The organism is Nonomuraea pusilla, assembly GCF_900109355.1.
Taxonomy (GTDB): Bacteria; Actinomycetota; Actinomycetes; order Streptosporangiales; family Streptosporangiaceae; genus Nonomuraea; species Nonomuraea pusilla.
On the sequence record NZ_FOBF01000016.1, the window covers coordinates 108,186 to 133,779 of the forward strand.

The 25,594-nt window shown below is 72.4% G+C and carries 23 protein-coding genes; 7 read left to right on the plus strand and 16 right to left on the minus strand.

All coding sequences use genetic code 11. The annotated features are described in order from the left end of the window. Both BMX74_RS29080 and BMX74_RS29085 read right to left on the minus strand, forming a co-directional pair. On the minus strand, positions 1–678 hold the full coding sequence (locus BMX74_RS29080) for a (2Fe-2S)-binding protein (RefSeq protein WP_091103886.1): 678 nt from the start codon (positions 676–678) through the stop codon (positions 1–3). Positions 679–696: 18 nt separating this feature from the next. After that, positions 697–1,869, minus strand: a complete 1,173-nt coding sequence (locus tag BMX74_RS29085) for a CynX/NimT family MFS transporter (RefSeq protein ID WP_091103887.1) — start codon at positions 1,867–1,869, stop codon at positions 697–699. A 68-nt stretch (positions 1,870–1,937) separates the two neighbouring features. Between BMX74_RS29085 and BMX74_RS29090 the strand changes: the two genes are divergently transcribed. Next, the gene (locus tag BMX74_RS29090; RefSeq protein WP_420538146.1) at positions 1,938–2,990 is read left to right on the plus strand and encodes a LacI family DNA-binding transcriptional regulator; all 1,053 of its coding nucleotides are present in this window, start codon (positions 1,938–1,940) and stop codon (positions 2,988–2,990) included. A 15-nt stretch (positions 2,991–3,005) separates the two neighbouring features. Here BMX74_RS29090 and BMX74_RS29095 read toward each other — a convergent pair whose 3' ends face one another. Then, complete coding sequence (locus BMX74_RS29095; protein WP_256257320.1) at positions 3,006–4,259, minus strand: MFS transporter; 1,254 nt, start codon at positions 4,257–4,259, stop codon at positions 3,006–3,008. 58 nt (positions 4,260–4,317) lie between these two features. Here BMX74_RS29095 and BMX74_RS29100 point away from each other — a divergent pair, with 58 nt between their 5' ends. Further along, the gene (locus BMX74_RS29100) at positions 4,318–5,304 is read left to right on the plus strand and encodes a DUF5937 family protein (RefSeq protein ID WP_236714869.1); all 987 of its coding nucleotides are present in this window, start codon (positions 4,318–4,320) and stop codon (positions 5,302–5,304) included. Positions 5,305–5,322: 18 nt separating this feature from the next. Here the strand turns inward: BMX74_RS29100 and BMX74_RS29105 are convergent, their stop codons facing one another. The 3 genes from BMX74_RS29105 to BMX74_RS29115 form a co-directional block, all read right to left on the minus strand. Continuing rightward, the gene (locus tag BMX74_RS29105) at positions 5,323–6,183 is read right to left on the minus strand and encodes a carbohydrate ABC transporter permease (protein WP_420538147.1); all 861 of its coding nucleotides are present in this window, start codon (positions 6,181–6,183) and stop codon (positions 5,323–5,325) included. Further along, positions 6,180–7,061, minus strand: a complete 882-nt coding sequence (locus BMX74_RS29110; protein ID WP_091103890.1) for a carbohydrate ABC transporter permease — start codon at positions 7,059–7,061, stop codon at positions 6,180–6,182. Before BMX74_RS29110 ends, BMX74_RS29105 begins: the two co-directional genes overlap by 4 nt. An 83-nt stretch (positions 7,062–7,144) precedes the next feature. Continuing rightward, positions 7,145–8,446: an ABC transporter substrate-binding protein gene (locus BMX74_RS29115; RefSeq protein ID WP_256257322.1), complete on the minus strand. Its 1,302-nt coding sequence runs from the start codon at positions 8,444–8,446 to the stop codon at positions 7,145–7,147. Positions 8,447–8,931: 485 nt separating this feature from the next. Between BMX74_RS29115 and BMX74_RS29120 the strand changes: the two genes are divergently transcribed. Next, the gene (locus BMX74_RS29120; RefSeq protein WP_091103893.1) at positions 8,932–10,794 is read left to right on the plus strand and encodes an ABC transporter ATP-binding protein; all 1,863 of its coding nucleotides are present in this window, start codon (positions 8,932–8,934) and stop codon (positions 10,792–10,794) included. Positions 10,795–10,812: 18 nt separating this feature from the next. On the opposite strand, the gene BMX74_RS29125 is transcribed toward BMX74_RS29120, so the two are convergent. Beyond that, entirely contained in the window at positions 10,813–12,270 is a 1,458-nt protein-coding gene (locus tag BMX74_RS29125) for a penicillin-binding transpeptidase domain-containing protein (protein ID WP_091103894.1), read from the minus strand. 35 nt (positions 12,271–12,305) lie between these two features. Next, entirely contained in the window at positions 12,306–12,665 is a 360-nt protein-coding gene (locus tag BMX74_RS29130) for a MerR family transcriptional regulator (RefSeq protein WP_055505097.1), read from the minus strand. 101 nt (positions 12,666–12,766) lie between these two features. Here BMX74_RS29130 and BMX74_RS29135 point away from each other — a divergent pair, with 101 nt between their 5' ends. Continuing rightward, on the plus strand, positions 12,767–13,690 hold the full coding sequence (locus BMX74_RS29135; protein ID WP_082535181.1) for an aldo/keto reductase: 924 nt from the start codon (positions 12,767–12,769) through the stop codon (positions 13,688–13,690). Positions 13,691–13,822: 132 nt separating this feature from the next. Here BMX74_RS29135 and BMX74_RS29140 read toward each other — a convergent pair whose 3' ends face one another. After that, the gene (locus tag BMX74_RS29140; protein WP_091103896.1) at positions 13,823–14,461 is read right to left on the minus strand and encodes a TetR/AcrR family transcriptional regulator; all 639 of its coding nucleotides are present in this window, start codon (positions 14,459–14,461) and stop codon (positions 13,823–13,825) included. A gap of 94 nt (positions 14,462–14,555) precedes the next feature. Between BMX74_RS29140 and BMX74_RS29145 the strand changes: the two genes are divergently transcribed. Next, a complete protein-coding gene (locus BMX74_RS29145; protein ID WP_091103898.1) occupies positions 14,556–15,863 on the plus strand; it encodes a GH1 family beta-glucosidase in 1,308 nt (435 codons plus the stop codon). Here BMX74_RS29145 and BMX74_RS29150 read toward each other — a convergent pair. Continuing rightward, the gene (locus BMX74_RS29150; protein WP_091103899.1) at positions 15,860–16,756 is read right to left on the minus strand and encodes a VldE C-terminal domain-containing protein; all 897 of its coding nucleotides are present in this window, start codon (positions 16,754–16,756) and stop codon (positions 15,860–15,862) included. The two genes, BMX74_RS29145 and BMX74_RS29150, sit on opposite strands and share 4 nt — an antisense overlap. A gap of 237 nt (positions 16,757–16,993) precedes the next feature. Between BMX74_RS29150 and BMX74_RS29155 the strand changes: the two genes are divergently transcribed. After that, entirely contained in the window at positions 16,994–18,427 is a 1,434-nt protein-coding gene (locus tag BMX74_RS29155; RefSeq protein WP_091103901.1) for an aldehyde dehydrogenase, read from the plus strand. Between the two features lie 193 nt (positions 18,428–18,620). Here the strand turns inward: BMX74_RS29155 and BMX74_RS29160 are convergent, their stop codons facing one another. From BMX74_RS29160 to BMX74_RS29175, 4 genes are read right to left on the minus strand one after another with little or no spacing between them, the layout of a single operon-like run. Continuing rightward, entirely contained in the window at positions 18,621–19,397 is a 777-nt protein-coding gene (locus BMX74_RS29160; RefSeq protein ID WP_256257323.1) for an alpha/beta hydrolase, read from the minus strand. 29 nt (positions 19,398–19,426) lie between these two features. Beyond that, complete coding sequence (locus BMX74_RS29165; RefSeq protein ID WP_091103903.1) at positions 19,427–20,209, minus strand: hypothetical protein; 783 nt, start codon at positions 20,207–20,209, stop codon at positions 19,427–19,429. Next, positions 20,206–21,429, minus strand: coding sequence for an NRAMP family divalent metal transporter (locus BMX74_RS29170; protein WP_055505104.1), 1,224 nt, complete (start codon positions 21,427–21,429; stop codon positions 20,206–20,208). The genes BMX74_RS29165 and BMX74_RS29170 overlap by 4 nt, the downstream gene beginning before the upstream one ends. Then, positions 21,426–21,848 carry a hypothetical protein gene (locus tag BMX74_RS29175; RefSeq protein ID WP_055505105.1) on the minus strand — a complete coding sequence of 141 codons (423 nt, stop codon included), beginning with the start codon at positions 21,846–21,848 and terminating at the stop codon, positions 21,426–21,428. The genes BMX74_RS29170 and BMX74_RS29175 overlap by 4 nt, the downstream gene beginning before the upstream one ends. A gap of 282 nt (positions 21,849–22,130) precedes the next feature. Here BMX74_RS29175 and typA point away from each other — a divergent pair, with 282 nt between their 5' ends. After that, on the plus strand, positions 22,131–23,981 hold the full coding sequence (gene typA / locus BMX74_RS29180; RefSeq protein ID WP_055505106.1) for a translational GTPase TypA: 1,851 nt from the start codon (positions 22,131–22,133) through the stop codon (positions 23,979–23,981). A gap of 132 nt (positions 23,982–24,113) precedes the next feature. On the opposite strand, the gene BMX74_RS29185 is transcribed toward typA, so the two are convergent. Then, positions 24,114–24,767 (minus strand): DUF2461 domain-containing protein, encoded by a 654-nt coding sequence (locus tag BMX74_RS29185; protein ID WP_091103904.1) that lies wholly within the window; start codon positions 24,765–24,767, stop codon positions 24,114–24,116. A gap of 31 nt (positions 24,768–24,798) precedes the next feature. Then, complete coding sequence (locus BMX74_RS29190; RefSeq protein WP_091103906.1) at positions 24,799–25,584, minus strand: polysaccharide deacetylase family protein; 786 nt, start codon at positions 25,582–25,584, stop codon at positions 24,799–24,801. Between the last annotated feature and the right edge of the window lie 10 nt (positions 25,585–25,594).

Here is a 25,594-nt window from a genome sequence, read left to right on the forward strand (position 1 = left end):
TCAGGGGGCCGCGGGAGCAGGACGTCCCCCACGGGGCCGCAGGACACAGCAGCTCCCGCACGCCTCGGCGTCGGGCAGGGTGATCCACAGGCAGCAGGTCCTGCGGAAGTAGCCGTCGTCCGAGGGTTCGATCAGGCCGTCGACGGGGCTGCCGATCTCGCGCAGCAGCGCCATGTAGTCGGCCTGGACGATCTGGGTCAGCGGATGGGCGAACGCCTCGGCGGTGGACCCCCACAGGGTGCGTTCGCCCACCTTCGCCATGGCGGCGATGACCTCGACCAGGGGGCGCTGCGACTCCTCCAGCGCCCCGGCGATGGCGGGTCCGCCGGACGCCCAGCTCACGCGGGTGGCCCCGATGGTGACGCCCGCCTCGGACGTCTTCATGTAGGTGTCGGCGAGGCGCATGATCGGCACCCGGCCGTCCAGCGCCCAGCCGAGCGCCATCGGCATGGCGTGCCAGTAGCCGTACGTCTTCCAGAACAGGGCGGCGCCGACGTGGAGCGGCGCGTTCCAGCGGGCGGCCGTCTGCGCGACCAGTTCCCGCAGCCGCGGGTACGGGGGGCACAGCAGCTCGGCGACCGGGGTCCAGCTCTCGTCGGGTTCGATCACCAGGCCGGGCTCCACGCCCAGGATCCCGCCGCGCGCGTCGGCCACGCGCTGGAGCGTCTCGGTCAGCACGCCGGTAGCCCTCCTGCTCTATAGGTTAGCCTTACCTAACGTAGCAGGACGCCCGGCGAGCCAGCCAGCCACGGTCTGCGCGGCGAGCGCGGCCAGACCGGCGAGCAGCGGCGCCGTCCAGCCGCCGGAGACCTGCCTGAGCAGCCCGAACAGCATCGGCCCGAGGGCGGCGACGACGTACCCGACCGACTGCGCCACCGCCGACAGCGCGGTGACGGCGGCCGGGTCGGCGGGCCGCAGCGCGATGATGAGCAGCGCCAGCGCGAACGCCGCCCCCTGGCCCACACCCAGGACGATCATCCACAGCCACGGCAGGGTCGTCGGCGCGAGCAGCATGCCGAGGTACCCGGCCACGGTCAGCAGGCAGGCGCCCACCACGTACGACACCTGCGACGGGCCGCGCCCGGCCAGCACCGGCACCGCCAGCGAGGCGCCGACCTGGACGAGGTTGGTCAGGCTCAGCAGGTAGCCGGCCTGGTCGGCGGGCAGGCCGGCCTCCACGAAGATCGTCGGCAGCCAGGCCAGCATGACGTAGAAGGTCAGCGACTGCAGGCCCATGAGCGCGGTGACGTACCAGGTGACGCGGCTGCGCAGCACCGTGCGGAACGGCCGGGGGCCGCCGCCCGCGAGCGTCTGCTTGCCGAGCGCCTGCGGCAGCCAGAGCAGGGCCGCGAGCAGGGCGGGCACGGCGAGCAGCGCGGAGACGCCGCGCCAGCCGAAGCCGGTGGCCCGCTCGACCGGGATCACGAGGGCGGACGCGGCGGCGGCCCCGGCGACCACGCCGGAGACGTAGACGCCGGTGAACAGGTTGACCCGGGCGGGGAAGTGCTGTTTGACCACGCCGGGCATGGAGACGTTCATCACGGCGATGGCCGTGGCGGCGAGCGCCGAGCCGACGTAGAGCGCCGCGACGCCGTCGAGGCCGCGCAGCACCACGCCCAGCGCGATCACCAGGAGGCCGGCGAGCAGCGTGCGGTCGAGCCCGATACGGCTCGCGAGCAGCGGCGCGACCGGGCCGAACACCCCGAGGCAGACGACCATCACGGTGGTGATCGCGCCGCCTCCCGCGGGCGACAGGCCGGCGTCCCTCATGATCTCGTTGAGCAGGGGCGACACGCCGGCGATGGCGGGGCGCAGGTTGAGCGCGGTGAGCACGAACCCCACGACCAGGACGGCCGATCTCAACGACATGGACCCCAACTCTCGCATACCCTCTTGACAACGTTGTCCACCCGGCCCGATTAGGACATGATCCGAGCGTGAGACCGACGATGAAGGACGTCGCCTCGGCCGCGGGCGTGGCGCTGAAAACCGTATCGCGCGTCGTGAACGACGAACCCGGGGTGCACCCCGACACCGCCGAGCGGGTGCGCGCGGCGATCGAGCGCCTCGGCTACAGCCGCAACGAGAGCGCGCGCGTGCTGCGCAGCGGCAGGACCGCCACGATCGGGCTGGTCATCGAGGACGTCGCCGACCCGTTCTACTCCGGGCTGAGCCGCGCCGTCGAGGACGTCGCCATCGAGCACGGCTGCCTGCTCATGAGCGGCTCGTCCGGCGAGCAGCCGGGCAGGGAACGCGAGCTGGTGCTCGCGTTCTGCACGCGCCGGGTGGACGGCCTCATCGTCGTCCCGGCCGGCGACGACCACGCCTACCTGCAGCCCGAGCTGGAGACCGGGACACCCGTGGTGTTCGCCGACCGGCCGCCAGGCCCCGGGCTGGACGTCGACACCGTGCTCGCGGCCAACGCCGACGGAGCCGCGATCGCCGTACGCCACCTGCTGGGGCACGGGCACCGCAGGATCGCCTTCCTCGGCGACCAGCCGACCATCTACACGGCGGCCGAGCGGCTGCGCGGTTACCGGGAGGCGCTGGGTCCGCTGTTCGACGAGCGGCTCGTGGCGATGCGCGGGGCGGCGCCCGGCCCGGTGCGGGAGGAGCTCGCCCGGCTGGCCGCGCTGGACGACCCGCCGACCGCGCTGTTCACGGGCAACGGCCGCCTGACCGTCACCGTGCTGCGCGCACTGCCGGGGCGCCAGGGCCATGACGGGCCGTACGAGGCGGGGAGGTGGCGGCTGCCGGGCGGGCGGCCGGTGGCGCTGGTGGGGTTCGACGACTTCGAGCTGGCCGACCTGCTCGCCCCCGGCGTGACCGTGGTGGCGCAGGACCCGGCGGGGATGGGGCGGGCGGCGGCCGAGCTGCTGTTCCGCCGCCTGGGCGGCGACACGGGCCCGTCCGGGCGGCTGGAGCTGCCGGTACGCCTCGTCCCGCGCGGCTCCGGCGAGCTCCCCGGCCCGTACGCGGCCCGCGCCTGACCGCCTCGCCCGGACTCACCGCCTGATCGCGGGCTCGGGGTCCGGGCGGAGGTGGCGGGTGAGGGCCAGGGCGGTGAGTACGCCCGCCGCTCCCGCCGCGACCAGCGCGTACCTGGGCGTCACCAGCTCGCCGAGCACACCGATCAGCGCCGCCCCGACGGCCTGTCCCGTCATGAGCCCCGCCGAGTGCAGCCCGAACGCCTGCCCGCGCACCTCCTCGGGCACCGCGTCCACGAAGCGCCGCTGGAGCCCGAGCTGGTACGCCAGCCCGGCGGCGGCGAGCGCGGCGAGCGCCGCCGCCCACCCGGCGCCGGGCGCGAGGACGAAGGCGAGCCACGGCAGCCCGAGCAGCACCGCGAGCGGCAGCGACAGGCGTTCTCTCAGCCCGGGTGCGGCGAACCTGCCCACGGCGAACTCCCCGACGGCCATCCCGCAGGCGGCCGCCGCCAGCACCGCGCCGGCCTGGCCCTGACCGCCCAGGTAGGGGACGATCATCGCCTCCGCGCCGGCCAGGCACACGCTGGGCAGCCACCCGGCCAGCAGCAGCCCGCGCACCCGCCGGTCGGCGAGCAGCCGCCGGTTCACGGCCACGGTCTCCGCCACGGCCCCACGCCGCCCGCCACCGCCGTCCCGCCGGGCACGCAGCCCCGCCTCCGGCCCCGCACCGGCGGCGTCCCGTGCGGCGCGGGCGGGGCGGGGTGGGAGGCCGAGGCGGAGGACGGCGGCCGCCACGGCCGAGAGGGCCGCCGTGACGGCGAGCGCGCCGTGCGGCCCCGCGGCGGCGAGGAACGCGCCCCCCGCGGCCAGCCCGGCGATCTGCGCGCTCGCGGAGGTCACGCCCAGCAGCGACCGCCCCAGCACGAACGCGTCGCCCGGCAGCACCTCTGGCAGCAGGGCGGTCCTGGCCGCGCCGAAGACGGGCGCGAACAGCCCGGTCACGAGGACGAGCGCCAGCATCGCCCACACCGGCAGCCCCGCGTACGCGAGCAGCAGGCACACCGCCACCCTGACCAGCTCACCGATGATCATCAGCCCGCGCGGCGGCAGCCGGTCGGCCAGTGACAGCAGGAACATCCCGCCGAACACGTACGGCAGCCACCCGGCCATGTACGCGGCGGCGGACAGCCCCGCCGAGCCGGTCTGCGCGTACACGAGCACGGACAGCGCCAGCATCTTGATGGAGTCCCCGGCCACCAGGAGCGCGAAGCTGCCGAACAGCACGCGGAACTCCCGGACGGCGAAGACCTCTCCGTACGTCGCTTGTCTCACGTCCTCGATGGTGCGGACGCCCCGCCCGGCAGGCGATTTCTTCGGATATAACCGAAAGGTGCTGACGGTCGAGGTCACCCCCCAGGACGTGGTGGCCAGCAGGTTCGCCCTCTCGCCGCTGATCGAGACGATGCACGCGCAGCTCGTGCTGGACGGCCGGGCGCAGGCAGGCGTCCACACGCGCTGGGTGGCCCGCCACAGGGAGCCGTACCGCGAGCTGAGGCGGCGGCATCCGGCGCTGGGCGCGATCACCGCGATCACCGGCAACAGGGGCAGCGCGAACGTCGACTTCATCGCCCCGCCTCCGGCGGGGCTGAGCGTGCCGTTCGAGGCGGAGCTGGCGGCGATGCGGCGCACCCCGGTGGCGCAGGCGCACGCGGAGATCGCAAGGACGCTGGCGGACGTCCCGCCGGTGGCGCCCTGGATCAGGGAGCTGCTGTTCGGCGCGGACGTGGTGCGGGTGCTGGCGGACGCGTACGAGGCGCTGTGGACGGAGATCTTCTCGGCGATCTGGCCGCGGCTGCGCGCGATCCTGGAGCGCGACATCGTGCAGCGGGCCGGGCAGCTGGCGACGTTCGGCTGGGCGGCGGCGTTGGAGGACCTGAGCCCGCAGGTGCGCTGGCGCGAGGAGGGCCGCGTCGAGCTGCGGGTGGGCGGCGAGGCCCGCGCGCACCGGCTGGGCGGCAGGGGCCTGCTGTTCCTGCCGTCGGCGTTCACGCCGGGGCTGGGCGCGTACCTGGAGGACGCCTGGCCGTACGCGCTGGTCTACCCGGCGCGCGGCACGGCGGCCCCGCCGGCGGCGGACGGCGGCGGCGCGCTGGCGGGGCTGGTGGGGCGTACCCGCGCGCGGATCCTGGCCGAGCTGGCCGTGCCGGCCACGACCACGCACCTGGCGACGCTGCTGGCCATGAGCGCGGGCACGGTCGGGGAGCACGTGGCGGCGCTGCGCCGGGCGGGCCTGATCACCGGCGCGCGGACGGGCAGGACGGTCCTGTACGCCAGGACGCCCCTGGGGGACGCCCTGACCCAGGGCTCGATCGGATAGAGAGCGCCCGGCCCCGCGTCACCCTTTGAGCGCCCCGGCCATGAGGCCGCGCATGAAGAAGCGGCCCAGCAGGACGTAGATGAGCATGGTCGGGATCGACGCGAGGACGGCGGCGGCCATCTGCTGGCTGTAGGGGGTCGCCTGGGCGCCCGCGATGTTGTTGAGCATGACCGTCGCGGGCCAGCTCGTGGGCGAGGTGAGGAACACCGCGAAGAGGAAGTCGTTCCACAGCGACGTGAACTGCCAGATGATCACGACCGCGAAGGCGGGCGCCGACACCGGCAGCACGACCGACCAGTACGTGCGCAGCATGCCCGCGCCGTCCACGCGCGACGCCTCGACGAGCTCGTCGGGGATGGTGACGTAGTAGTTGCGGAAGATCAGGGTGCAGATGGGGATGCCGTAGACGACGTGCGCGAGCACGAGGCCGGGGATGCCGCCGTAGAAGACGCCCTGCAGCCCGGTCCACTCGTTCAGCTTCACGAGGAGCTGGACGAGCGGGATCATCACCCCCTGGTACGGGATGAACATGCCGAACAGGAACAGCGTGAACAGCACGTCCGCGCCGGGGAAGCGCCACTTGGACAGGACGTAGCCGTTCATCGAGCCGAGCGCGCACGACAGCAGCGCGCCGGGCACCGCCAGCAGCACGCTGTTCCACAGGCCGGGCGAGAGCTTCTCCCAGGCGACCCGCCACGCCTCGCCGGTCCAGGTCCGCGGCAGGTTCCACGCCTGCCCGGGGTCGGCCTCGGTGAGCGGCTTGAAGCTGGTGGCCAGCAGCACGTAGATCGGGATGAGGAAGACGACGACGAACGCGAGCAGCAGGCCGAACCGGACCCACGTCGCCGCGCCCGCCCGCCTGGTGACGACGGCCGTCACGAGCGCCGCTCCTTCCGTACGGACCAGACGAGGTAGGGGATCACGAAGACGGCCACGCTGAGCACGATGTAGGACGCGATGGTGGCGCCCTTGGCCGGGTCGTGGGCGTCGAACACGGCCACCCACATGAACACGGCGGGCACGTCGGTGACGATCTGCTTGCCGGACACGGCGACGATCAGGTCGAACACCTTGAGCGAGATGTGCCCGAGGATGATCAGCGCCGACAGCGTGACGGGCCGCAGCAGGGGCAGCACGACGTGCCGGTAGACCCCCCACTCGGTGCAGCCGTCCACGCGCGCCGCCTCGCGCAGCTCCTCGGGGACGCCGCGGAACCCCGCCAGGAACAACGCCATGACATATCCGGACATCTGCCAGATGGCCGGGATGGCCATGGCCGCCATCCCCCAGTCCGGATCCCTGAACCACTGCCACTGCGGCAGCCCGATCACGTCGAACAGCCGGTTCAGCCCGACCGCCCGCTCCCCCGTGCCCGAGTTCATCAGCCACCGCCACACGATGCCGGTCGCCACGAAGGACACCGCCATCGGGAACAGGTAGACCGCCCTGAACGTCCCCTCGCCCCTGATCCCCTTCTCCATGAGGAACGCCAGGAACCACCCGAGCAGCAACGCCCCCAGCACGAACACCACCGTGAACATGACGGCGTGGTCGACCGAGACGTGCCAGCGGGGCACGTCCCAGAGGTCGACGAAGTTCTTGAGCCCCACGAACTCGCCCTCGGACACCTCGTCGTGCTGGTCGGTCATGGCCAGCCGGAAGTTCCAGCCGAGCATGCCGTACACGAAGACGCCGATCGCCACGATCGACGGCGACACGAGGAGGAGACCGGGCAGCCAGCTGCGTGCCCGCCTCATCTGTCACTCCCTCCGGTTCGGCGCGGCGGGCCCGCCGCGGTGCGTACGGGCCCGCCGCGTCACGACCTGCTGCTCCGGCCCGCCTACTGGGCGTTGGCCTGCGCGGCGACGGCCAGCGCCTTCTGCAGCGCGGCGACGTCCTTGCCGGCGATGAACAGGCCGACCGCCTCGTTGATCGCGGCCAGCCACGGCTGGCTCACCGAGACGCCGTGCTGGATGGACCCGGCGAGCTTGTCGCTCGACCAGTCCTTCAGCGCGTCGGCCAGGTAGTCGGTGTAGAGCGATTGGTCGGCGTCCTTGCGGGCCGGGATGGAGCCCTTCTTCGGGTTGAAGGCGTCCTGGCCCTCCTTGCTGGCGGCCACCTTCAGCCACGCGATGGCGCCGTCGCGGTTCTTGGCGCCCTTCGGCAGCGTGAAGCTGTCGGACAGCCACAGGTACGTGCCGCCGGTGCCCGGCGCGGGCGCCCAGTCGAAGTCCTCCTTCGACTTCTTGCCCAGGCCGCCCTCCGGCGGGTTGTGGAAGTAGCCGTAGGCCCAGTCACCCATGATCGTGAAGGCGGCCTGCCCGTCGGCCACCTGCTTGGCGGCGGGCTGCCAGTCGTCCTGCGGGTCGCCCGCGTACGACAGGATCGTCTTGAAGTTCTCCAGCGCCTTGGCCACCTGCGGGCTGTTCCAGTCGGCGCCCGGCTTGAACAGCGCGTTGTAGGCGTCGGTGCCGAGCGTGCCGAGCAGCACGTTCTCCAGCAGGTGGGTCACGGTCCACTCGGAGCCGACCGACAGCGGGATCTTGCCCTTGGCCTTGACCTTCTCCAGGTCGGCGACGAACTCCTCGATCGTCGTGGGCGCGGCCGCGACGCCCGCCTCCTTGAGCACCTTGGGGTTGAACCACAGGACGTTCGACCGGTGGATGTTGACCGGCACCGAGTAGATCTTGCCCTGGACGCTGATCTGGTCCACGAGCTGGGCGGGGAAGACGTCCTTGAGCTTCAGCTCGTCATAGAGGAAGGTGAGGTCCTCCAGGTCGCCCGCCTTGATGTAGCCCTGCAGCTCGGCGCCCGCGTGGCCCTGGAAGGTGTCGGGCGGGGTGTCGGCCTGGAGCTTCGACTGCAGGAGCGCCTTGGCCTTGTCGCCGGAGCCGCCCGCCACGGCCGCGTCGAAGAAGGTGTAGTTGGGGTTGCGCTCCTCGAAGATCTTCTTCATCGCCTGCAGGCCGTCGGCCTCGCCGGGACCCGTCCACCAGGAGAACACCTCGACCTGCTGCTTGCCGCCGCCGGTCGCCGCCGACGACTGGGCGGCCTGCCCGCCGCCGCCGCCGCTGCCGCCGCAGGCGGCCAGGCCGAGCACGCCCGCCATCGTGATCGATACGGCCGCAAACCATCGTCGCACTGCACACCATCCCTTCGGAAACTCCCCCGAGTTGGTGACCTGACAACGTTGTCAAAGGAACATCAACCCATTTCGCGCTCGCGATCGTCAAGCGCGCGCCGGTCACAGCTCCGCATCTTCGGCAGTGCCGCACGTCGGAGGCCCGGCGGGGAGGCGGGGACGGGGGACGGGGCGGGCCCGAGCCCTGCGCGACTCGGACCCGCGGTCGCGCGGCTCGGACCCGGACCCCCACCCCTCCGAAGAGGCCCAGACCCGCTGGACGCCGCGCGACGTCCCCGGCGACCGGCACGCCCCGCCGGCACGAGAGGCGGGGCGGCCGATGACACAGCGCAACGATACGCGCGCTGAGCGCGATTGAACATGCCTTGACGTGGGGTTTTAATGAGGCGCCCGGAATACGGCGAATTGGTCGCCCTAAGCGACGGCCCGACTACGGATCGCGTTTCGCAGGTGGCGGCGTGACCGGGCCGGGGAACACTCCCCTCATGCCCGACGAGCCGCTGGAACTCGGCGAGATCTCCCTCTCCGAATGGCATGCCCACAACGACACCATGAGCGACGTCGGCTTCCTCGCGATCGCCAGGAAGCTGCCCTCCCTCGTCCGCCAGGCCATGAGCATCGCGTGGCGGGCCAGCCCCCGCGACACCGCCGCCACCGTCGCGCTGAACCTGCTGAGCGGCGTCTTCACCGCCACCGGCCTGCTCGCCACCACCGGCGTGCTCACCGCGCTGTTCAGCGAGGGGCCCACGCCTGAACGGGTGGTCGCCGCGTTACCGAGCCTCGCCCTGGTCGCCGCGTCCGCCGCGCTGGGCGCCGCCATGAGCGCCGGCGCCGGGTGGGCGCAGTCGAGGCTCGACCCGCAGGTCTCCCGCCTCACCGAGGAGCGCCTGTTCGGCCTGACCAGCCGCGTCGACCTCGTCGCCTACGACGACCCCGACTTCCACGACGCCCTCCAGCGCGCCAGAGCGCGTGGCGTGGCGATGGCCGACTCCGTCGTGAGCACCGCCATCAACGTGGTCACCGCCGCCGTCGGCATCGCGGCCGTGGCCGGCGTGCTCGGCGTGCTGCACCCGGCGCTGCTGCCGCTGCTCCTGCTCGCGGTGCTGCCCGACGCCTGGGCCGCCGTCCGCAGCGCCAGGATGCGCTACTCCACCCTCTACTCCCTCATCCCCGCCGTCCGCCGCAAGTGGATCATCGCGGACCTGCTCGCCAACCGCGACCCGGCCGCCGAGGTGCGCTCGTTCACCATGCGCGGCTTCCTCCTGCGCATGTACGACGCCGTCGCCAAGGCCGAGCAGGAGGTGCTGCTCGACCTGTCCAGGCGGCAGACGGTCGCCAGGCTCGCCGGCGAGGCGCTGGGCGGGCTCGGCACCGGCCTCGTCTACGTGGCGCTCGGCGTGCTCCTGGCCGTCGGCGCGATCCCGCTCGCCGTCGCCGGCACCGCCGTCCTCGCCATCAGGTCCGCGCAGTCCTCGCTCGGCACCCTCATGTACGCCACCAACCGCCTCTACGAGGACGGCCTCTACTTCACCGACTTCCTGGAGTTCTGCGCCGACGCGGAACGCCGCCTGCCCGGCCCGCGCCCGCGGCGGATCCCCGACGGGTTCCAGCGGGTGGTCGCCGAGAACGTGTCGTTCACCTACCCCGGGGCCGACGGCCCCGCGCTGCGCGACGTCAGCATCGAGATCAAGCGCGGCGAGGTGATCGCCTTCGTCGGCGAGAACGGCTCGGGCAAGACCACGCTGTCCAAGATCCTCGCCGGCCTGTACGAGCCCGACAAGGGCAGCGTGTACTGGGACGACGTGGACCTGCGCCAGGTCAGCCCCGAGGAGGTCAGGGAGCGTACGGCCGTCATCGCCCAGGACCACCGGCACTGGCCGCTGACCGCCCGCTACAACATCACGATGGGCACGGACAGGGGCGAGGAGGCGCTGCGCGCGGCCGCGGCGGTGGCGGGGGCCGACGAGGTGGTGGCCGGTCTGCCGCACGGCTACAGCACCCTGCTCGACCGCCGGTTCAAGGACGGCCAGGAGCTGTCGGGCGGCCAGTGGCAGAGGATCGCCGTGGCCCGGGGATTCCACCGCGAAGCGGACCTGCTCATCTGCGACGAGCCGACGGCCGCGCTCGACGCCCGCGCCGAGCACGCGCTCTTCCAGCGCATCCGCGACCACGCCGAAGGGCGCACCGTCCTGCTCATCACCCACCGGCTGGCCAGCGTCCGCTACGCCGACCGGATCTACGTCCTGGAGCACGGCCGCATCACCGAGCAGGGCGACCACGCGACGCTGATGGCGAGGGACGGCCTGTACGCCGAGCTGTACACCCTCCAGGCGGAGGCGTACCGCTGAGCGGGGGGCGGGCGCCGGTCAGGTCATGGCGGCCTGGAGGACGGCGCGGGCGATCGGGACGGCGGCCGGCGACTGCGGGCCCGCCCGCTCCAGCACCACGCCCACCGCCACCTGCGGCGTCTCCGCAGGGGCGAAGGCCGTCACCAGGGCGGGCTCCTCCGTGCCCGCCACGACGTCCGTGACGGCGGTCTTGGCGGCCACCTCCACGCCGGGGATGGCCGCCGCCGTCCCGGTGCCGCCCGCGTGCGTCACCGTGGTCATCATGGCCGCCAGGTAGCGGGCGAGCATGGGCGGCACGGCGGTGCGGTACGGCGCCGGATTGGCCCGCCCGATGACGGAGCCGTCGGGCAGGCGGACGTCCTCCACCAGGTACGGCCGCATGAGCACGCCGTCGTTCGCCACCGCCGCCGACAGCATGGCGATCATCAGGGGGGTGGCCAGGTTGTCCTGGTGCCCGATCGCGGCCAGCGCGGTCTGCGGCCGGTCGAGGCTGACCGGGTACGTGCTGGCCGTCGTGGCCAGCGGGATGGTGAGCCCGTGCGCGTTGAAGCCGAACGCCTCGGCCTGGTCGCGCAGGATGTCGTGACCGAGCTGCAGCCCGATCGCCGCGAACGCCGTGTCGCAGGAGGTCTGGAAGGCGTACGCGAGGGTGGGCCTGGCGTTGCCGCACGGGGCCGCGCCGGGGTTCTGCAGGAACGCGGGCGTGCCGGGGAGCCGGAGCCGGGCGGGGGCGCGGACGTAGGAGGTGGGCCCGTACTCGCCGGAGGCGAGCGCGGCCGCCGTGGTGACCACCTTGAACGTCCCGCCGGGCGGGTAGAGCCGGTTGAGCGCCCGGTTCAGCAGCGGGCGCGCCGGGTCCCTGCGCAGCCGCCGCGCCGCCTGGGCCACGCGGTCCCTGTCGAACACGGCCAGCTCGTTCGGGTCGTACGACGGGTAGGTGGCCAGCGCGAGGACGGCGCCGGTGGACGGGTTGATCGCCACGGCGGCGCCGGGGCGGCCCGCGGACTCGAGCCCCCGGTAGGCGGCCTCCTGGGCGCGCTCGCTGATCGTCAGCCGGACGTCGGCGCCCCCCGCGCCGCCGTCGCCGACGAGGGACCGCACCTTGACCTTGGGGTCCTCGCCGGACAGCAGGCCGTCCTCGACCGCCTCGACCCCGGTGGCGCTGTTCAGCGAGAGATGGCCGGTGACCGCCGCGTACGACGGCCCGCCCGGGTAGACGCGCCGGTAGAGGTACGGGCCGGTGCCGGTCGCCTCGCTGGTGGCGATCACCGTGCCGTCGTGGGTGAGGATGTCGCCGCGCGGATGGTCGAACCTGTCGATGAGCGGCCGCTGGTTGCGCCGGTCGGCGTTGAGCACGTGCGAGCCGAACGCCTGGATGACGGTGACGTGCCCGAGCAGGAGGAAGAGCATCACCGCGCAGGACTGCGCGACGCGGCGCAGCGGTACGTTCAGCCTCCGTGCCCTGACTCCGGCCATGGACCATGGTTAACAGCCGGAACGCCAAGCCAGCGCTACAGGACGCTGCGGTAGTAGGAAATCTTGTGGTGGATGTAGCTCTGGCGCTCGGTGAGGTTGGCGATCTGGGCCGCCACCCGGCGGTCGTGCTCCTCCAGGAGCTCGATCCGGTCGGGGATGGTGTGCTCGCCGGCGCGGACGAGCTCAGCGAAGCGCAGCATCTGGGCGATGGGCATGCCGGTGTCGCGCAGGCAGCGGATCATGCCGAGCCAGCCGACGTCCTCCTGGCTGAACCTGCGCTGCCCCGCCGCGTTGCGCTCCACCGGCTCCAGCAGGCCGATCTTCTCGTAGTAGCGGAGTGTGTCGAGGCTGAAGCCGGTCTCCTCGACCACTTCCGCGGGGGTGTACACGCTCACGGGCCAAGCATGGCACCTGGAGCGCACTCCAGGTCAACCGCCCCTCGGGGCCGGGGATGCCGCTTGACATGGAGTGCGCTCCAGCTCCGACAGTCGGGGGCATGGACATCGCACTCGGGACGATCCCGTTCGGCACCGCCGTCAGCCGCGAGGACTCCTTCGCCCTGCTCGACCGTTTCCACGAGGCCGGCGGCACGATGCTCGACACGGCGAACAACTACCCGTTCTGGGTTCCGGGCCGCACCGGCGACGAGAGCGAGGAGACGATCGGCGCGTGGCTGGCGGCGCGCGGCAACCGCGACCGCGTCTTCATCAGCACCAAGTGCGGGGCCAGGCCGACGGTGCCGGGCGACACCACGCTCGGCTCCGCCGAGGGCCTGTCGGCCGCGGCCGTGACGAGGGCGGCGGAGGGCAGCCTGCGGCGGCTCGGCACCGACAGGATCGACCTGTACTGGGCGCACGTCGAGGACCGCTCGGTCCCGCTGGAGGAGACCGTGGAGGCGTTCGGCGAGCTGGCGCGGCGGGGGCGGGTCCTGGCGGCGGGCGCGAGCAACGCCCCGGCCTGGCGGCTGGAGCGGGCGAGGAACGTCGCGGCGGCGCACGGCTCGATGCCGTACACGGCGGTGCAGCTGCGGCACACCTACCTGCGGCCGCGCCCGCACACCAGGTTCGCCGAGTCGGGGCACCGGCTCGCGTCGGAGGAGATGCTGGACTACGTGGCGGCCGAGCCGGAGGTGACACTGTGGGCGTACAACACGTTGATGTCCGGCGCCTACACCCGGCCGGACCGGCCGATCCCCGACATCTACCACCATCCGGGCACCGAGCGCCGCCTCGCCGTGCTGCGGGAGGTGGCGGGCGAGCTGGGCGCGACGCCGAACCAGGTGGTGCTGGCCTGGCTCATGGCGGACGGGCACGTCCCCGTGGTGGGGGTGTCGTCGATGGAGCAGTTGGAGGAGGCGATCGGCGCCGCCGACGTCAAGCTGGACGCCGACCTGCGGACCCGCCTGGACGCGGCGTGCTGAGGCTCGGCCGGAGGTTGCGCCGGAGGCTGGGCCGCCGCCCGGGTCACCGGGCGGCGGGCCCGCCGCGCGGGCGGCTGATGGTGGCGGCGGCCGGGGCGTGGCTGGTCGAGGAGCACCTCCCGGAGTCGCCGGTCAGCTGAGGTGGGTGGCCAGGTAGCGGCGTACGAGCTGCTTGCACTCGGCGATCAGGTCGGGGTCTCCCGCCGGGTTCGCCCGGAAGGCCAGCTTGAGCACGGCGTCGGCGGCCTCGACCGCCACGAGCAGGGCGCGGTCCAGCTCCGGCCCGGCCGGGACGTCGGCCAGGTCGATGATGAGGTCGCGCAGCCGGTCGGCGACGACGACGTTGTTGTCGAGCCGCCCGTCGAGCGCCCGCCTGCTGCCCTCGATGGACGGGCCGCCAGGCGCGAGCAGCACCTCGCCGAAGTCGACGACGGCGAACCCCGGCGTGGTGCGCTTCATCTCCACGAACTCGTCGATGGCGAGGTCGGCCAGGTCGGCCCAGTGGTTCAGGGTGGCGGTGGCGAGGCATTCGGCGACCCGCGTGAGGAACGCCTCCAGGTTGCGCAGCGCCAGGGCTCGGACCAGCCCCTGTTTGTCCTCGAAGAACTGGTAGAAGGTGCCGATGGGCACCTCGGCGCGGCGGGCCACCTCCTTGGTGGTCAACGCCTCGTAGCCGACCTCGTCGAGCAGCAGCGCGCACTCGTCGAGCATCCGTTCCACCCGCTCCAGGCTGCGGCGCTGGGCGGGACGGCGGCGCAGGGTACTCGTCATGTGCTCCATCCTGGCCTATCGCCCGCGCTCTGTGGCGGCGGCGGGGGCTCCGGCTTAACATGAGCCATACTCACATGACGCTGAGGAGCACCGCATGTTCCTTTGGGGCACGGCCACGGCCGCCTACCAGATCGAGGGCGCAGTCGCCGAGGACGGAAGGGGTGTCTCCATCTGGGACACCTTCTCCCACGAGCCAGGACGCACCCGCGACGGCCACACCGGCGACACCGCCTGCGACCACTACCACCGCTGGCGCGAGGACGTCGCGCTCATGCGGGACCTGGGCGTCAACGCCTACCGGTTCTCGATCTCCTGGCCGCGCGTGCTGCCCGAGGGCGCCGGCGCGGTCAACGCCGCGGGGCTCGGCTTCTACGACCGGCTCGTGGACGCGCTGCTGGAGGCGGGCGTCCAGCCGGTGCCCACGCTGTTCCACTGGGACCTGCCGCAGGCGCTCCAGGACCGCGGCGGCTGGTTCGACCGGGACGTCACCGGCCGGTTCGCCGACTACGCGGCACTGGTCGCGGGCCGCCTGGCCGACCGCGTCCCCCTGTGGATCACCCTGAACGAGCCGTTCGTCCACATGGCCTACGGCCACGCCATGGGCCTCCACGCCCCGGGGCAGGCCCTGCTCGTGAACGCGCTGCCCGTCGCGCACCACCAGCTCCTGGCCCACGGCCTGGCGGTGGGCGCGCTGCGCGCCGCCGGCGCCCGGCAGGTGGCGATCACCAACAACTGCACCCCGGTGTGGCCCGCGTCGGACTCCCCCGAGGACCTGGCCGCCGCCGACGCCTACGACACGCTGCACAACCGCCTGTTCAACGACCCGGTGCTGCTCGGTGCCTACCCCGACCTGTCGGCCTACGTGCCGGCCCTGGACGCCGTCCGCGACGGCGACCTCGAGATCATCTCCGCGCCCCTCGACGCGCTCGGGATCAACTACTACAACCCCACCAGGATCGCCGCGCCCGACGCCGACGGCCTGCCCTTCTCCGACGCCGGCGTCACCGGATACCCCACCACCGCGTTCGGCTGGCCGGTCGTCCCCGACGGGCTGCGCGAGCTGCTGACCGGGCTCAAGGCCCGCTACGGCGAGGCGCTGCCGCCGATCCACATCACCGAGAACGGCTGCTCGCAGCCCGACGTCCCCGGCCCCGACGGCACGGTGGACGACCAGGACCGCATCGCGTACCTGGAGGGCCACATCGCCGCCGTGCGGGCCGCGGCGGAGCAGGGCGTGGACGTGCGCGGCTACTTCGTCTGGTCGCTGCTGGACAACTTCGAGTGGGCCGAGGGCTACCACCAGCGCTTCGGCCTGGTGCACGTGGACTTCGCGACGGGACGCCGCACCCCGAAGGCGTCGTACGCGTGGTTCAGGGACTTCCTGGCGAAGGAGCGCGGCTAGAAGACCGAGACGTGGACGTGGTCGTAGTGGTTGGCGGTCACGCCGCCGCGGTCGGACATCGGGTCCCAGCCGCCGCCCGACCTGATGTCGTAGTAGCGCTGCTTCCAGATGATGTACATGACGCCGAGCCTGGCGCCGTTCTTGATGAGCCACTCGGCGAGGGCGTCGCCGGTGGCGGCGTCGTTGCCGGCGGCCATGGTGCCGCCGCGCGACATCATGAAGTCGCAGGCCCGGCCCTTGCCGTGCTCCCCGGGGTCGCCGGGGCGCAGGCAGCCGACGCCGTACCGCATGGGGAACTCCTGCATGATCGCGGCGCGCACCGCGATCATGCGCGGGGTCAGCCCCTCGGCGCCGCCGGGCTGCTGGAAGCCGAACTTGGCGAGCAGGCGTTCGACCTCGCGGCGCTTGCTCTGCAGCCGCTCGATCTCCGTCTTCATCTTCTTGATCTTGTCGCTGGCGTTGAGCTGGGCCTGCTTCGAGTCCTCGACGAGCTTCTCGATGCGCTGCACCTTGCCGCTGCGCTCGGCGGCGAGGTGGAGCAGGGTCGAGGCCGCGCCCAGCGTCTTGTACGGGTCGCCCTGGAAGCCGAACAGCTGCACGCCGTCGAGCGAACCCGTCATGTACGTGGTCTCGATGATGGTTCTGACGTCGGTCTGGGCGGCCTTGAGCTGGGCGCGCAGGCTGCCGGAGACCCGGGTGGCGTTCTTCACCTGGAGCTTGACCTCCTCCAGGCTCTGGATCTGCCCGCGGTAGAGCTGTTCGAGCTTGGCCGCCTGCTTGGTGAGCCTGCGCAGCTCGGTGATGCTCGGGTCGGCCACCGCGGGCGCGGGCGCGGGGAGCCCGAGCAGCCCGGCGAGGACGGCGACGAGTGCGGCGAAGCGCCAGAGCCTCACGCCCGTCCCCTCCCCTCGTAGACGGTCCGAAACTATAGAAGATGATCTTGAATCCTGTCATCCGAACAGGGCAATTGGCGCACCTTTGGCGAACTCTGACGGGATTTGTCCGTTATGCGCATCCCGTCGGGGAACGCGCCACAGCCGGACCCTTGCACGCCTGCACAGAACATGGTTCGGTCGCCTTGGGACGTCACCCTCACAAGCAAGCATTCGCTCAAGCAGGAGGCTCACGACATGCGCCAGCACGACACGCTGTTCATCGGGGGCGAATGGGTGGCACCGGCGGGCACCGGCACCATCGACGTGATCTCCCCGCACACCGAGGAGGTCGTGGGACGGGTCCCCGACGGCACCGCCGCCGACATGGACCGCGCCGTGGCCGCCGCCCGCGAGGCGTTCGACCACGGGCCCTGGCCCAGGATGACGTTCGCCGAACGGGCCGCCGTGATCGGCAGGCTGGCCGAGATCTACGCCGCGGGCCAGGCCGAGATGGCCGCCCTCATCACCGAGGAGATGGGCTCCCCCATCACCTTCTCCAACCTCGCCCAGGCGCCGCAGCCGCTCGGCATGCTCCAGTTCTACGCCGCGCTGGGCGAGGAGTTCGCGCAGGAGGAGCAGCGCCCCGGCCTGTTCGGCCCGATCACCGTGCGCAGGGAGCCGGTGGGCGTCGTCGCGGCCATCGTGCCCTGGAACGTCCCGCAGTTCGTCACCATGACCAAGGTCGCTCCCGCGCTGCTCGCCGGGTGCGCGATCGTGCTCAAGCCCGCGCCCGAGACGCCGCTCGACGCGTACCTGCTGGCCGAGTGGGCGTCCGAGGCGGGCATCCCCGCGGGCGTGCTCAACGTCGTGCCCGCCGGGCGCGAGGCGGGCGAGCACCTCGTCTCGCACCCCGGCGTGGACAAGGTCGCCTTCACCGGCTCCACCGCCGCCGGCCGCCGCATCGGCGGCATCTGCGGCGAGCAGCTCAAGCGGGTCAGCCTGGAGCTCGGCGGCAAGTCCGCCGCGATCGTCCTGGACGACGCCGACCTCGCCTCCAGCATGGGCATGCTGGCCATCGCCTCGCTCATGAACAACGGCCAGGCGTGCGTCGCCCAGACCCGCATCCTCGCCTCGCGCCGCCGCTACGACGAGGTCGTGGACGCCGTCGCCGCCATGGTCGCCTCCCAGCCCGTCGGCGACCCCGCCGACCCCGCCACCGGCATCGGCCCGCTCGTCGCCAGGCGCCAGCAGGAGCGCGTCGAGGGCTACGTCAGGATCGGCATGGACGAGGGCGCCAAGGTCGTCGTCGGGGGGCTCGACCGGCCGTACGACCGCGGCTGGTACGTCGCCCCCACCGTCTTCTCCGGCGTGAGCAACGACATGCGCATCGCCCGCGAGGAGATCTTCGGCCCGGTGCTGGCCGTGATCCCGTACGAGGACGAGGCCGACGCGATCCGCATCGCCAACGACAGCGACTACGGCCTGGCCGGCACGGTCTGGACGGCCGACGCCGAGCACGGCATGGACGTGGCCCGCCAGGTGCGCACCGGCACGTACGGGGTGAACTGCTTCATGCTGGAGGCCAACGCGCCCTTCGGCGGCTACAAGGCCAGCGGCGTCGGCCGCGAGCTCGGCCCCGAGGGGCTGGGCGGCTACCTGGAGTACAAGTCGATCTCGCGCCTCGGCTGACCGGCGGTACGAGGGCCCCGCGCGCCGCGGGGCCCTCCGCCGTACAGGGGAGGCACCCAGCGCGCCCCCGCGACGCTGGGCAACCGTCCGACTACTGAAGTATGTCCCACGTCCACCGCATCGGCGGTTTCCTTCCCCAGGGACATTTCTCCCGGCGGTTTCCTCCCATACGCCCTAGGTAGACGCTCCTTACTCACAAAAGGTTCGAACCAATCCACATACCGATTCGACGGATGAGTTCGGGAGTGGCGGCGGCCTCCGCGTGGCCGTACCCCGGCTCGATCCACAGCTCCTTCGGCTCGCGCGCCCCCTCGAACAACTCGTACGGGTGGTCCAGCGGGAAGAAGGAGTCGGCGTCTCCGTGCACGATCAGCAGCGGGGCCGGGGCGATCAGCCGCACGGCCTCGTGCGGCGGCATCGGCACCGGGTCCCAGGGGCCGCGGGCGATCCTCGTGCGCTTGGCCACCCTGGCCGCCAGGCGGCCCACCGGCCGCTCGATCGCCCAGTGCACCTGCCGCATCGGGCGGGTGCCCCGGTAGTACCAGCGGGCCGGGCCGCTCACCGCCGCCACCGCGTCCACGCCCCGCCGCAGCGCCGCGTGCCGCACGGCGACCGCCGCGCCCATCGAGAAGCCCACCACCGCGATCCTGGAGTAGCCCACCACGCGGGCGTGCCGCACGGCCGCCTCCACGTCGAGGATCTCCAGGTCGCCGACCGTCGTCAGCCCGCCGGAGCGGCCGTGGCCGCGGAAGTCGAAGGCCACCACGCCGCCGTACCGGCTCAGGACGTGGGCGATGCGGCGGGCGGTGCGCTCGCGCCAGGAGCCGGTGAAGCCGTGCGCCACCACGATCCCGAGGTCCGCACGCGCCTCGCCGCCCGCCGGCGGGATGTGCGCGGCGTCGATGCGGACGCCGTCCTCGGTGCGCAGCATCGCGGGGAAGACGGGTGCGAAGGACAGCACGTGGGACATGGGACGAGCTTATGCCGGGAGCGCTCCCCCTACCCTCGTGGCTCGCGTTCGTACAGGTCCGTGAGCGGGGCCAGATCGCGGGCCGGCACGGTGAGCCGCACCTCAGGCGTCTCGAATCTCGCGGAGGACGCGTCCACCTGGTCCCAGCCGACCAGCGCGCTGCCCGAGAACCACCGCGTGATGACCGCCCGCACCAGCCACGGCGCCTGGCCGCCCGGCCCGCGTTCGTAGCCAAAGAGCTTGCCCGTCCGCTCGGGCACCACGACCAGCCCCGCGATCCTGAACGCGTTCTGCACGCCGTGCAGCAGCGGGCCGTCCTGGCACAGCCGCACGTCGGCGACCTTACCCACGACCGTCCCCTCGGCGTCGGTCACCCTGCGGCCGAGGAGCGCGCTGATGCGCGGCGCGTGCCCCGTCGCGTGCTCCGGCTCGGCGTACGGCGGGCCCTCGCCTCCGCTGCCCGGGATGCGGGCGATGACGTTCTCACGCAGCCAGCGTTCGAGCGCGGGCTCGGCCGGCTCGCCGCCCACCACGACCGCGCTGCCGATCTCGTTGACGAGGTGCATGGGGATGCGCCGCGGCTGCGGATCCTCCTCGGGCCTGAACAGCCTCGTCACCTGCACCATCAGCCAGCCCGGGAGGCCGCCGACGCGCGGGCCCAGGGCGAGGGGCCCGGCGAGGATCGCCGACACGTACGGCGGGTCGCCCTGCAGCTCCAGGTCGTCCACCTTGCACACCAGGCCGCCCGTGCCGACCCTGACCACCTGCCTGTCGAGCAGCTGCAGGCCCGCGTGGATCTCCCGCGCCCTCATTGCCCCGCCTTCGTCGCGATCATCAGCGGCAGCGCCGCCACCGTGATCAGGCTCAGCAGGATCATGTAGAACGTGCCGAGCGCGTTGGTGAAGCGGCCGTTGACCCGGTCCCCCATGTAGTCGGGATCGTTGGCGATCAGCAGCACGGGGAAGTACGTGAGCGGCAGCGCCGCGGCGGAGAAGACCAGCGAGTACTCCGTCACCATGATCGGATCGATCGTGGTGAGGATGAGCGCCGTGGCCAGCACCACCGCGACCAGCAGCACCGCGTGGAAGCGGGCCGCGCTCCTCGGCCGTACGAACTTGCCCCACTGCCAGCCGAAGTACTGGCTCAGCGTGTAGCCCGACGACAGGGCCGTCTCCAGCGTCGCCCCGAACGTGGCCGCGAACACGCCGAAGATGACCAGTGCCATGCCGATCTGCCCCAGCCCGAGCCCGACCGGCAGCACGATCTCCCCGAGGGCGTCCACCTGCGCGTCGAACGGCAGGAACACCGTCGCCGCGCACGCCGCGATGCTGATCGACATCAGTCCGCCGAGCGGGAAGCCGACGAAGACGTTGGCGCGCGCCGTGACCAGGTCGCGCGGCCGCCACTTCTCCTCGACCCCGCCGGAGGAGAAGAAGAACACCTCGTACGGCGTCATGGCGCCGCCCAGCAGGGCGATGGCGTAGTACCAGTACGTGGGCGCGCCCTCGTCCTGCGGCGGCGACGTGAGCTGGCGCCCCAGCTCTCCCCAGTCGGGCCCGAGCTGCCACAGCGCGACGACGAACACGACGAGCGCGAGCCCGGCCAGCCCGAACACCCGCTCCATGGTCTCGAACTTGACCCGCCACATCACCAGCCAGGCCACGAACGCCACGGCCGGCACCCACAGCAGGTAGTTGACGCCGGTCGCCAGCTCCAGCGCGAGCGAGGCGCCGCCGATCTCCGCGGCCAGCGTGAGCAGGTTCACGAACAGCGACGCCGCCAGGTTGACCAGGCCCGCCTTCGGCCCGAGCCGTTCGCGTACGAGGTCGAACACGGGCCGTCCCGACACGGCGGCGATGCGGCCCGACATCTCGGCGAACAGGCAGATGCCGATCACGCCCACCACGACGGTCCAGGCCAGCGACATGCCGAACCTGGCCCCGACCAGGCCGTTGGCCACCAGGTCGCCGATGTCCACGAAGCCGCCGAACGCGGTGAGGATGCCGAGCGTGACGGCGAAGAGGCGCTTCACCGCAGTTCCTCCGCGATCCGCTCCAGCCGGTTCGCCGAGCCCGCCGGGTCCTCGATCCCGTTCCTCCTGACCTGGATGAGCAGCCCCTGCACCTCGGCCTGCGCCTGCTGGACGAGGTCGAGGAGGTGGTCGCGCAGCCTGTCGGAGCGCCGCGTGGGCGGCTGCACGCCGCCGAACTGGGTCTCCACGTTGCTGAGGTCCGAGGAGGCCTTGGTGAGCAGCGTCTCCAGGTACGGCTGCGGCAGGCGGCGGGAGTCCGCGACGGCGATGCGGACGATCTCGACCTTCGACAGGGCGGTCTTGGCCGTCTGCTCCCCCTTCAGCGCGTAGTCGTGGTCGTCCCAGGCGGGACTCACGCACCCCGCGACGGCCAGGACCAGCGCCAGCAGCACGGCCGCCAGGGCGGACGGCGCCCTCATGCCCGGCCCTTCAGCAGGAAGTACGCGAGGAGCAGGAGCAGCACGGCGAACTCGCCCCACGCCGCCAGCAGCACCAATCCCTCATCGGACGTCACAGGCGCCCCTCTGCCCCGGGGCGCCCGTTCCATGCGCGTTGCCCGCCGGTTCCCTCCCCGTTGCCCGCCCGTTCACCGGAGTGGGCCGTCGTCCCCGGTCCCGCTCCTCCCACCTGGGGGGATCAACTAGACTTATGCGGTCGCGACATCGCGCGGCGGTCCCCACGACACAGAGCGAGACGTCATCATGCCTTTGAACAGCCGCGACGACCTGCGGAACATCGCGATCATCGCGCACGTCGACCACGGGAAGACCACCCTCGTCGACGCGATGCTCTGGCAGTCCGGGGCGTTCCGCGCCAACCAGGACGTGGACGACCGCGTCATGGACTCCAACGACCTCGAACGCGAGAAGGGCATCACCATTCTCGCGAAGAACACCGCCGTCAAGCACGGCGGCATGACCATCAACATCATCGACACCCCCGGCCACGCCGACTTCGGCGGCGAGGTCGAGCGCGGCCTGTCGATGGTCGACGGCGTCGTGCTGCTCGTCGACGCCTCCGAGGGCCCGCTGCCCCAGACCCGGTTCGTGCTGCGCAAGGCGCTCGCCGCGAAGATGCCCGTCATCCTGTGCATCAACAAGGTCGACCGGCCCGACGCCCGCATCAGGGAGGTCGTCGACGAGGTCTACGAGCTGTTCATGGACCTCGACGCGACCGAGGACCAGATCGACTTCCCGATCGTCTACGCCTCCGCCAAGGCGGGCCGGGCGTCGCTGAACCGTCCCGAGGACGGCGGCATGCCCGACTCCGAGGACCTCGAACCGCTCTTCGAGATCATCAAGTCGACCATCCCCGCGCCCACGTACGACCCGAGCGCGCCGCTCCAGGCGCACGTCACCAACCTCGACGCCTCCTCCTACCTGGGCCGCATCGCGCTGTGCCGCATCCACCAGGGCGTGATGCGCAAGGGCCAGCAGGTGGCCTGGTGCCGCACCGACGGCTCCGTGCAGCGGGTGAAGATCACCGAGCTGCTGATGACCGAGGCGCTGGAGCGCAAGCCGGCCGAGGAGGCGGGGCCTGGCGACATCATCGCCATCGCCGGCATCCCCGACATCATGATCGGCGAGACGCTGGCCGACCCCGACGACCCGCGCCCGCTGCCGCTCATCACCGTCGACGAGCCGGCCATCTCCATGACCATCGGCACCAACACCTCGCCGCTCGTCGGCAAGGTCAAGGGCGGCAAGGTCACGGCGCGCATGGTCAAGGACCGCCTCGAGAAGGAGCTCGTCGGCAACGTCTCGCTGCGCGTGCTCCCCACCGACCGTCCCGACGCCTGGGAGGTGCAGGGCCGCGGCGAGCTGGCGCTGGCCATCCTGGTCGAGCAGATGCGCCGCGAGGGCTACGAGCTCACCGTCGGCAAGCCGCAGGTCGTCACCAAGACGGTCGACGGCAAGCTGCACGAGCCGGTCGAGCGCCTCACGGTCGACTGCCCCGAGGAGTACCTCGGCGCCGTCACGCAGCTCCTGGCCGTCCGCAAGGGCCGCATGGAGCACATGACCAACCACGGCACCGGCTGGATCCGCATGGAGTTCGTGGTGCCGGCGCGCGGCCTCATCGGCTTCCGCACCGAGTTCCTGACCGAGACCCGCGGCACCGGCCTGGTCCACCACGTCTTCGACTCGTACGAGCCGTGGTTCGGCGAGCTGCGCACCCGCAACAACGGCTCCCTGGTGGCCGACCGCTCGGGCCCCGTCACGGCGTTCGCCATGCTCAACCTGCAGGAGCGCGGCACCCTGTTCGTCTCCCCCGGCACCGAGGTGTACGAGGGCATGATCGTGGGCGAGAACTCCCGGTCCGACGACATGGATGTCAACATCACCAAGGAGAAGAAGCTCACCAACATGCGCTCCTCCACCAGCGAGGAGACGGAGAAGGTGATCCCGCCGCGGGTGCTGTCGCTTGAGCAGGCGCTCGAGTTCATCCGCGAGGACGAGTGCGTGGAGATCACGCCGGAGGCGGTGCGCATCCGCAAGGTCGTGCTCGACGCCGCCACCCGCGGCCGCGCCGCCGCCAGGGCCAAGCGCTCCTGACCTCCACCCCGCCGTCGGCCTGACGAAGGCCGACGGCGTGCGGACCGGACGCCCCGGCCTCCCGCACGGACGCCCCGGCCTCCTCCCGCGCGGACGCCCCGGCCTCCTGCCGCGAGGAGCGGGGCGGGAGGGTCAGCGGCGGGGCGGGAGCTCGCTGCCGCGTACGTGCGCGGCCAGCCAGTCCACCAGCGGGCCGAACGCGCGCCAGTCCGTGGCCACCCGGTCGCGCACCTCGCCGGTGAGCACCCACGGCTCCGGCTCGAACCTGACGCCCGCGTACAGCGAGCGGTGCCGCAGCAGCGCGATGCGCGGGTGGCCGTCGTCGAAGCCGCGCGGCCTGGTCTTGAGCCGGTCGCCCGCGAGCTCGTAGCCGGCCTCCTCCAGCGCCTGGGTGATCGCGGCCAGGGGCTTGCCCGTGAGGTCGTCGTCGACGGCGGCCCGGTAGCGGGCCACCTGGTCGGGGGCCTTGGTGTAGCAGCCGCCCGCCACGTACAGGCCGGCCGCGCTCAGCTCGACGTACAGGCCGATGCCCGGCTCCACGTCGACGAAGGCGCCCTGGTGCGTCTTGTACGGGCTCTTGTCCTTGGCGTAACGCACGTCGCGGTACGGCCGGAACAGCGTCGCCTGCCCGAACTCGCCCGCCAGCTCCTCGGCCAGCGCCTCCATCGGGGCGCGCACGGCCTGCTCGTACAGCTGCCTGTGCCGGGTGAAGTAGGTCTTGGAGTTGTCCGCCTCGAGGCCCTCGTAGTACAGGAACGCCTCGTCGGGGAAGCCGGTGAAACCCATGCCGACCAGCGTGCCACGCCGGTGCGGCGGTTCAGCGCTCGGTGTACGTCTTGCCCGCCAGGGGCTCCTTGCCGTAGAGCTCGGAGACCGTCACGAAGGTGAAGCCCTTCTTGGCGAGCGTGTCGAGCACCTTGGGCACGGCCTCCACGGTCGTCGGGTGGATGTCGTGCATCAGGACGATCGAGCCGGGCGTCGCGGCGGCGGCCCGCCTGGCCACCACCTCGGGGTCGCGGTCGCGCCAGTCGAGCGTGTCGACGTTCCAGAGGATCTGCGCCAGGCCCTCGCGGCGCGTCTCCTCGGCGACCGCCTTGTCCGTGGCCCCGTACGGCGGCCGCATCAGCCGCATCCGCACCCCGGTGAGCCGGTGCACGAGCTCCTCGGTCTGCCTGAGCTGGCGTTTGAGCTCGTCGCCTGACACGCCGGTGAGCGACGGGTGGTTCCACGAGTGGTTGCCGAGCTCGTGGCCGTCTGCGGCGATGCGCCGGATCATGTGGCCGCTCCGGTCGGCGGCGACCATCTCGCCGAGCACGAAGAAGGTGGCCTTGACGTCGCGCCTGCGCAGCTCGTCGAGCAGCCGCGGGGTGTACTCGCCGGGCCCGTCGTCGAAGGTCAGGGCGACGCACTTGAGCTTGGCGCAGTCGAACCTGCGGCTGCGCGGCCAGCCCGGCTGGATCGCGGCGAGGCGCCTGGCGAGGGCCGCCGGGTCGATGGCCTGCGGCGCGCGGACCGGGGCCAGCTGATGCTCACGCCGCGGCCACGGCTCGCCGCCGCACGCCATGAGCGTCAGCAGTGCGAGCGCCACCGCCCATCCGCGCATGTGTCCCCCT

Excerpts from the sequence above, each read along its gene's own strand:
- BMX74_RS29120 (WP_091103893.1), top strand. The coding sequence starts at position 8,932 with ATGCCCGACGAGCCGCTGGAACTCGGCGAGATCTCCCTCTCCGAATGG.
- BMX74_RS29165 (WP_091103903.1), bottom strand. The coding sequence starts at position 20,209 with ATGAGGGCGCGGGAGATCCACGCGGGCCTGCAGCTGCTCGACAGGCAG.
- BMX74_RS29135 (WP_082535181.1), top strand. The coding sequence starts at position 12,767 with ATGGACATCGCACTCGGGACGATCCCGTTCGGCACCGCCGTCAGCCGC.
- BMX74_RS29155 (WP_091103901.1), top strand. The coding sequence starts at position 16,994 with ATGCGCCAGCACGACACGCTGTTCATCGGGGGCGAATGGGTGGCACCG.
- typA (WP_055505106.1), top strand. The coding sequence starts at position 22,131 with ATGCCTTTGAACAGCCGCGACGACCTGCGGAACATCGCGATCATCGCG.
- BMX74_RS29140 (WP_091103896.1), bottom strand. The coding sequence starts at position 14,461 with ATGACGAGTACCCTGCGCCGCCGTCCCGCCCAGCGCCGCAGCCTGGAG.
- BMX74_RS29175 (WP_055505105.1), bottom strand. The coding sequence starts at position 21,848 with ATGAGGGCGCCGTCCGCCCTGGCGGCCGTGCTGCTGGCGCTGGTCCTG.
- BMX74_RS29145 (WP_091103898.1), top strand. The coding sequence starts at position 14,556 with ATGTTCCTTTGGGGCACGGCCACGGCCGCCTACCAGATCGAGGGCGCA.
- BMX74_RS29125 (WP_091103894.1), bottom strand. The coding sequence starts at position 12,270 with ATGGCCGGAGTCAGGGCACGGAGGCTGAACGTACCGCTGCGCCGCGTC.
- BMX74_RS29185 (WP_091103904.1), bottom strand. The coding sequence starts at position 24,767 with ATGGGTTTCACCGGCTTCCCCGACGAGGCGTTCCTGTACTACGAGGGC.
- BMX74_RS29190 (WP_091103906.1), bottom strand. The coding sequence starts at position 25,584 with ATGCGCGGATGGGCGGTGGCGCTCGCACTGCTGACGCTCATGGCGTGC.
- BMX74_RS29110 (WP_091103890.1), bottom strand. The coding sequence starts at position 7,061 with ATGAGGCGGGCACGCAGCTGGCTGCCCGGTCTCCTCCTCGTGTCGCCG.
- BMX74_RS29085 (WP_091103887.1), bottom strand. The coding sequence starts at position 1,869 with ATGTCGTTGAGATCGGCCGTCCTGGTCGTGGGGTTCGTGCTCACCGCG.
- BMX74_RS29160 (WP_256257323.1), bottom strand. The coding sequence starts at position 19,397 with ATGTCCCACGTGCTGTCCTTCGCACCCGTCTTCCCCGCGATGCTGCGC.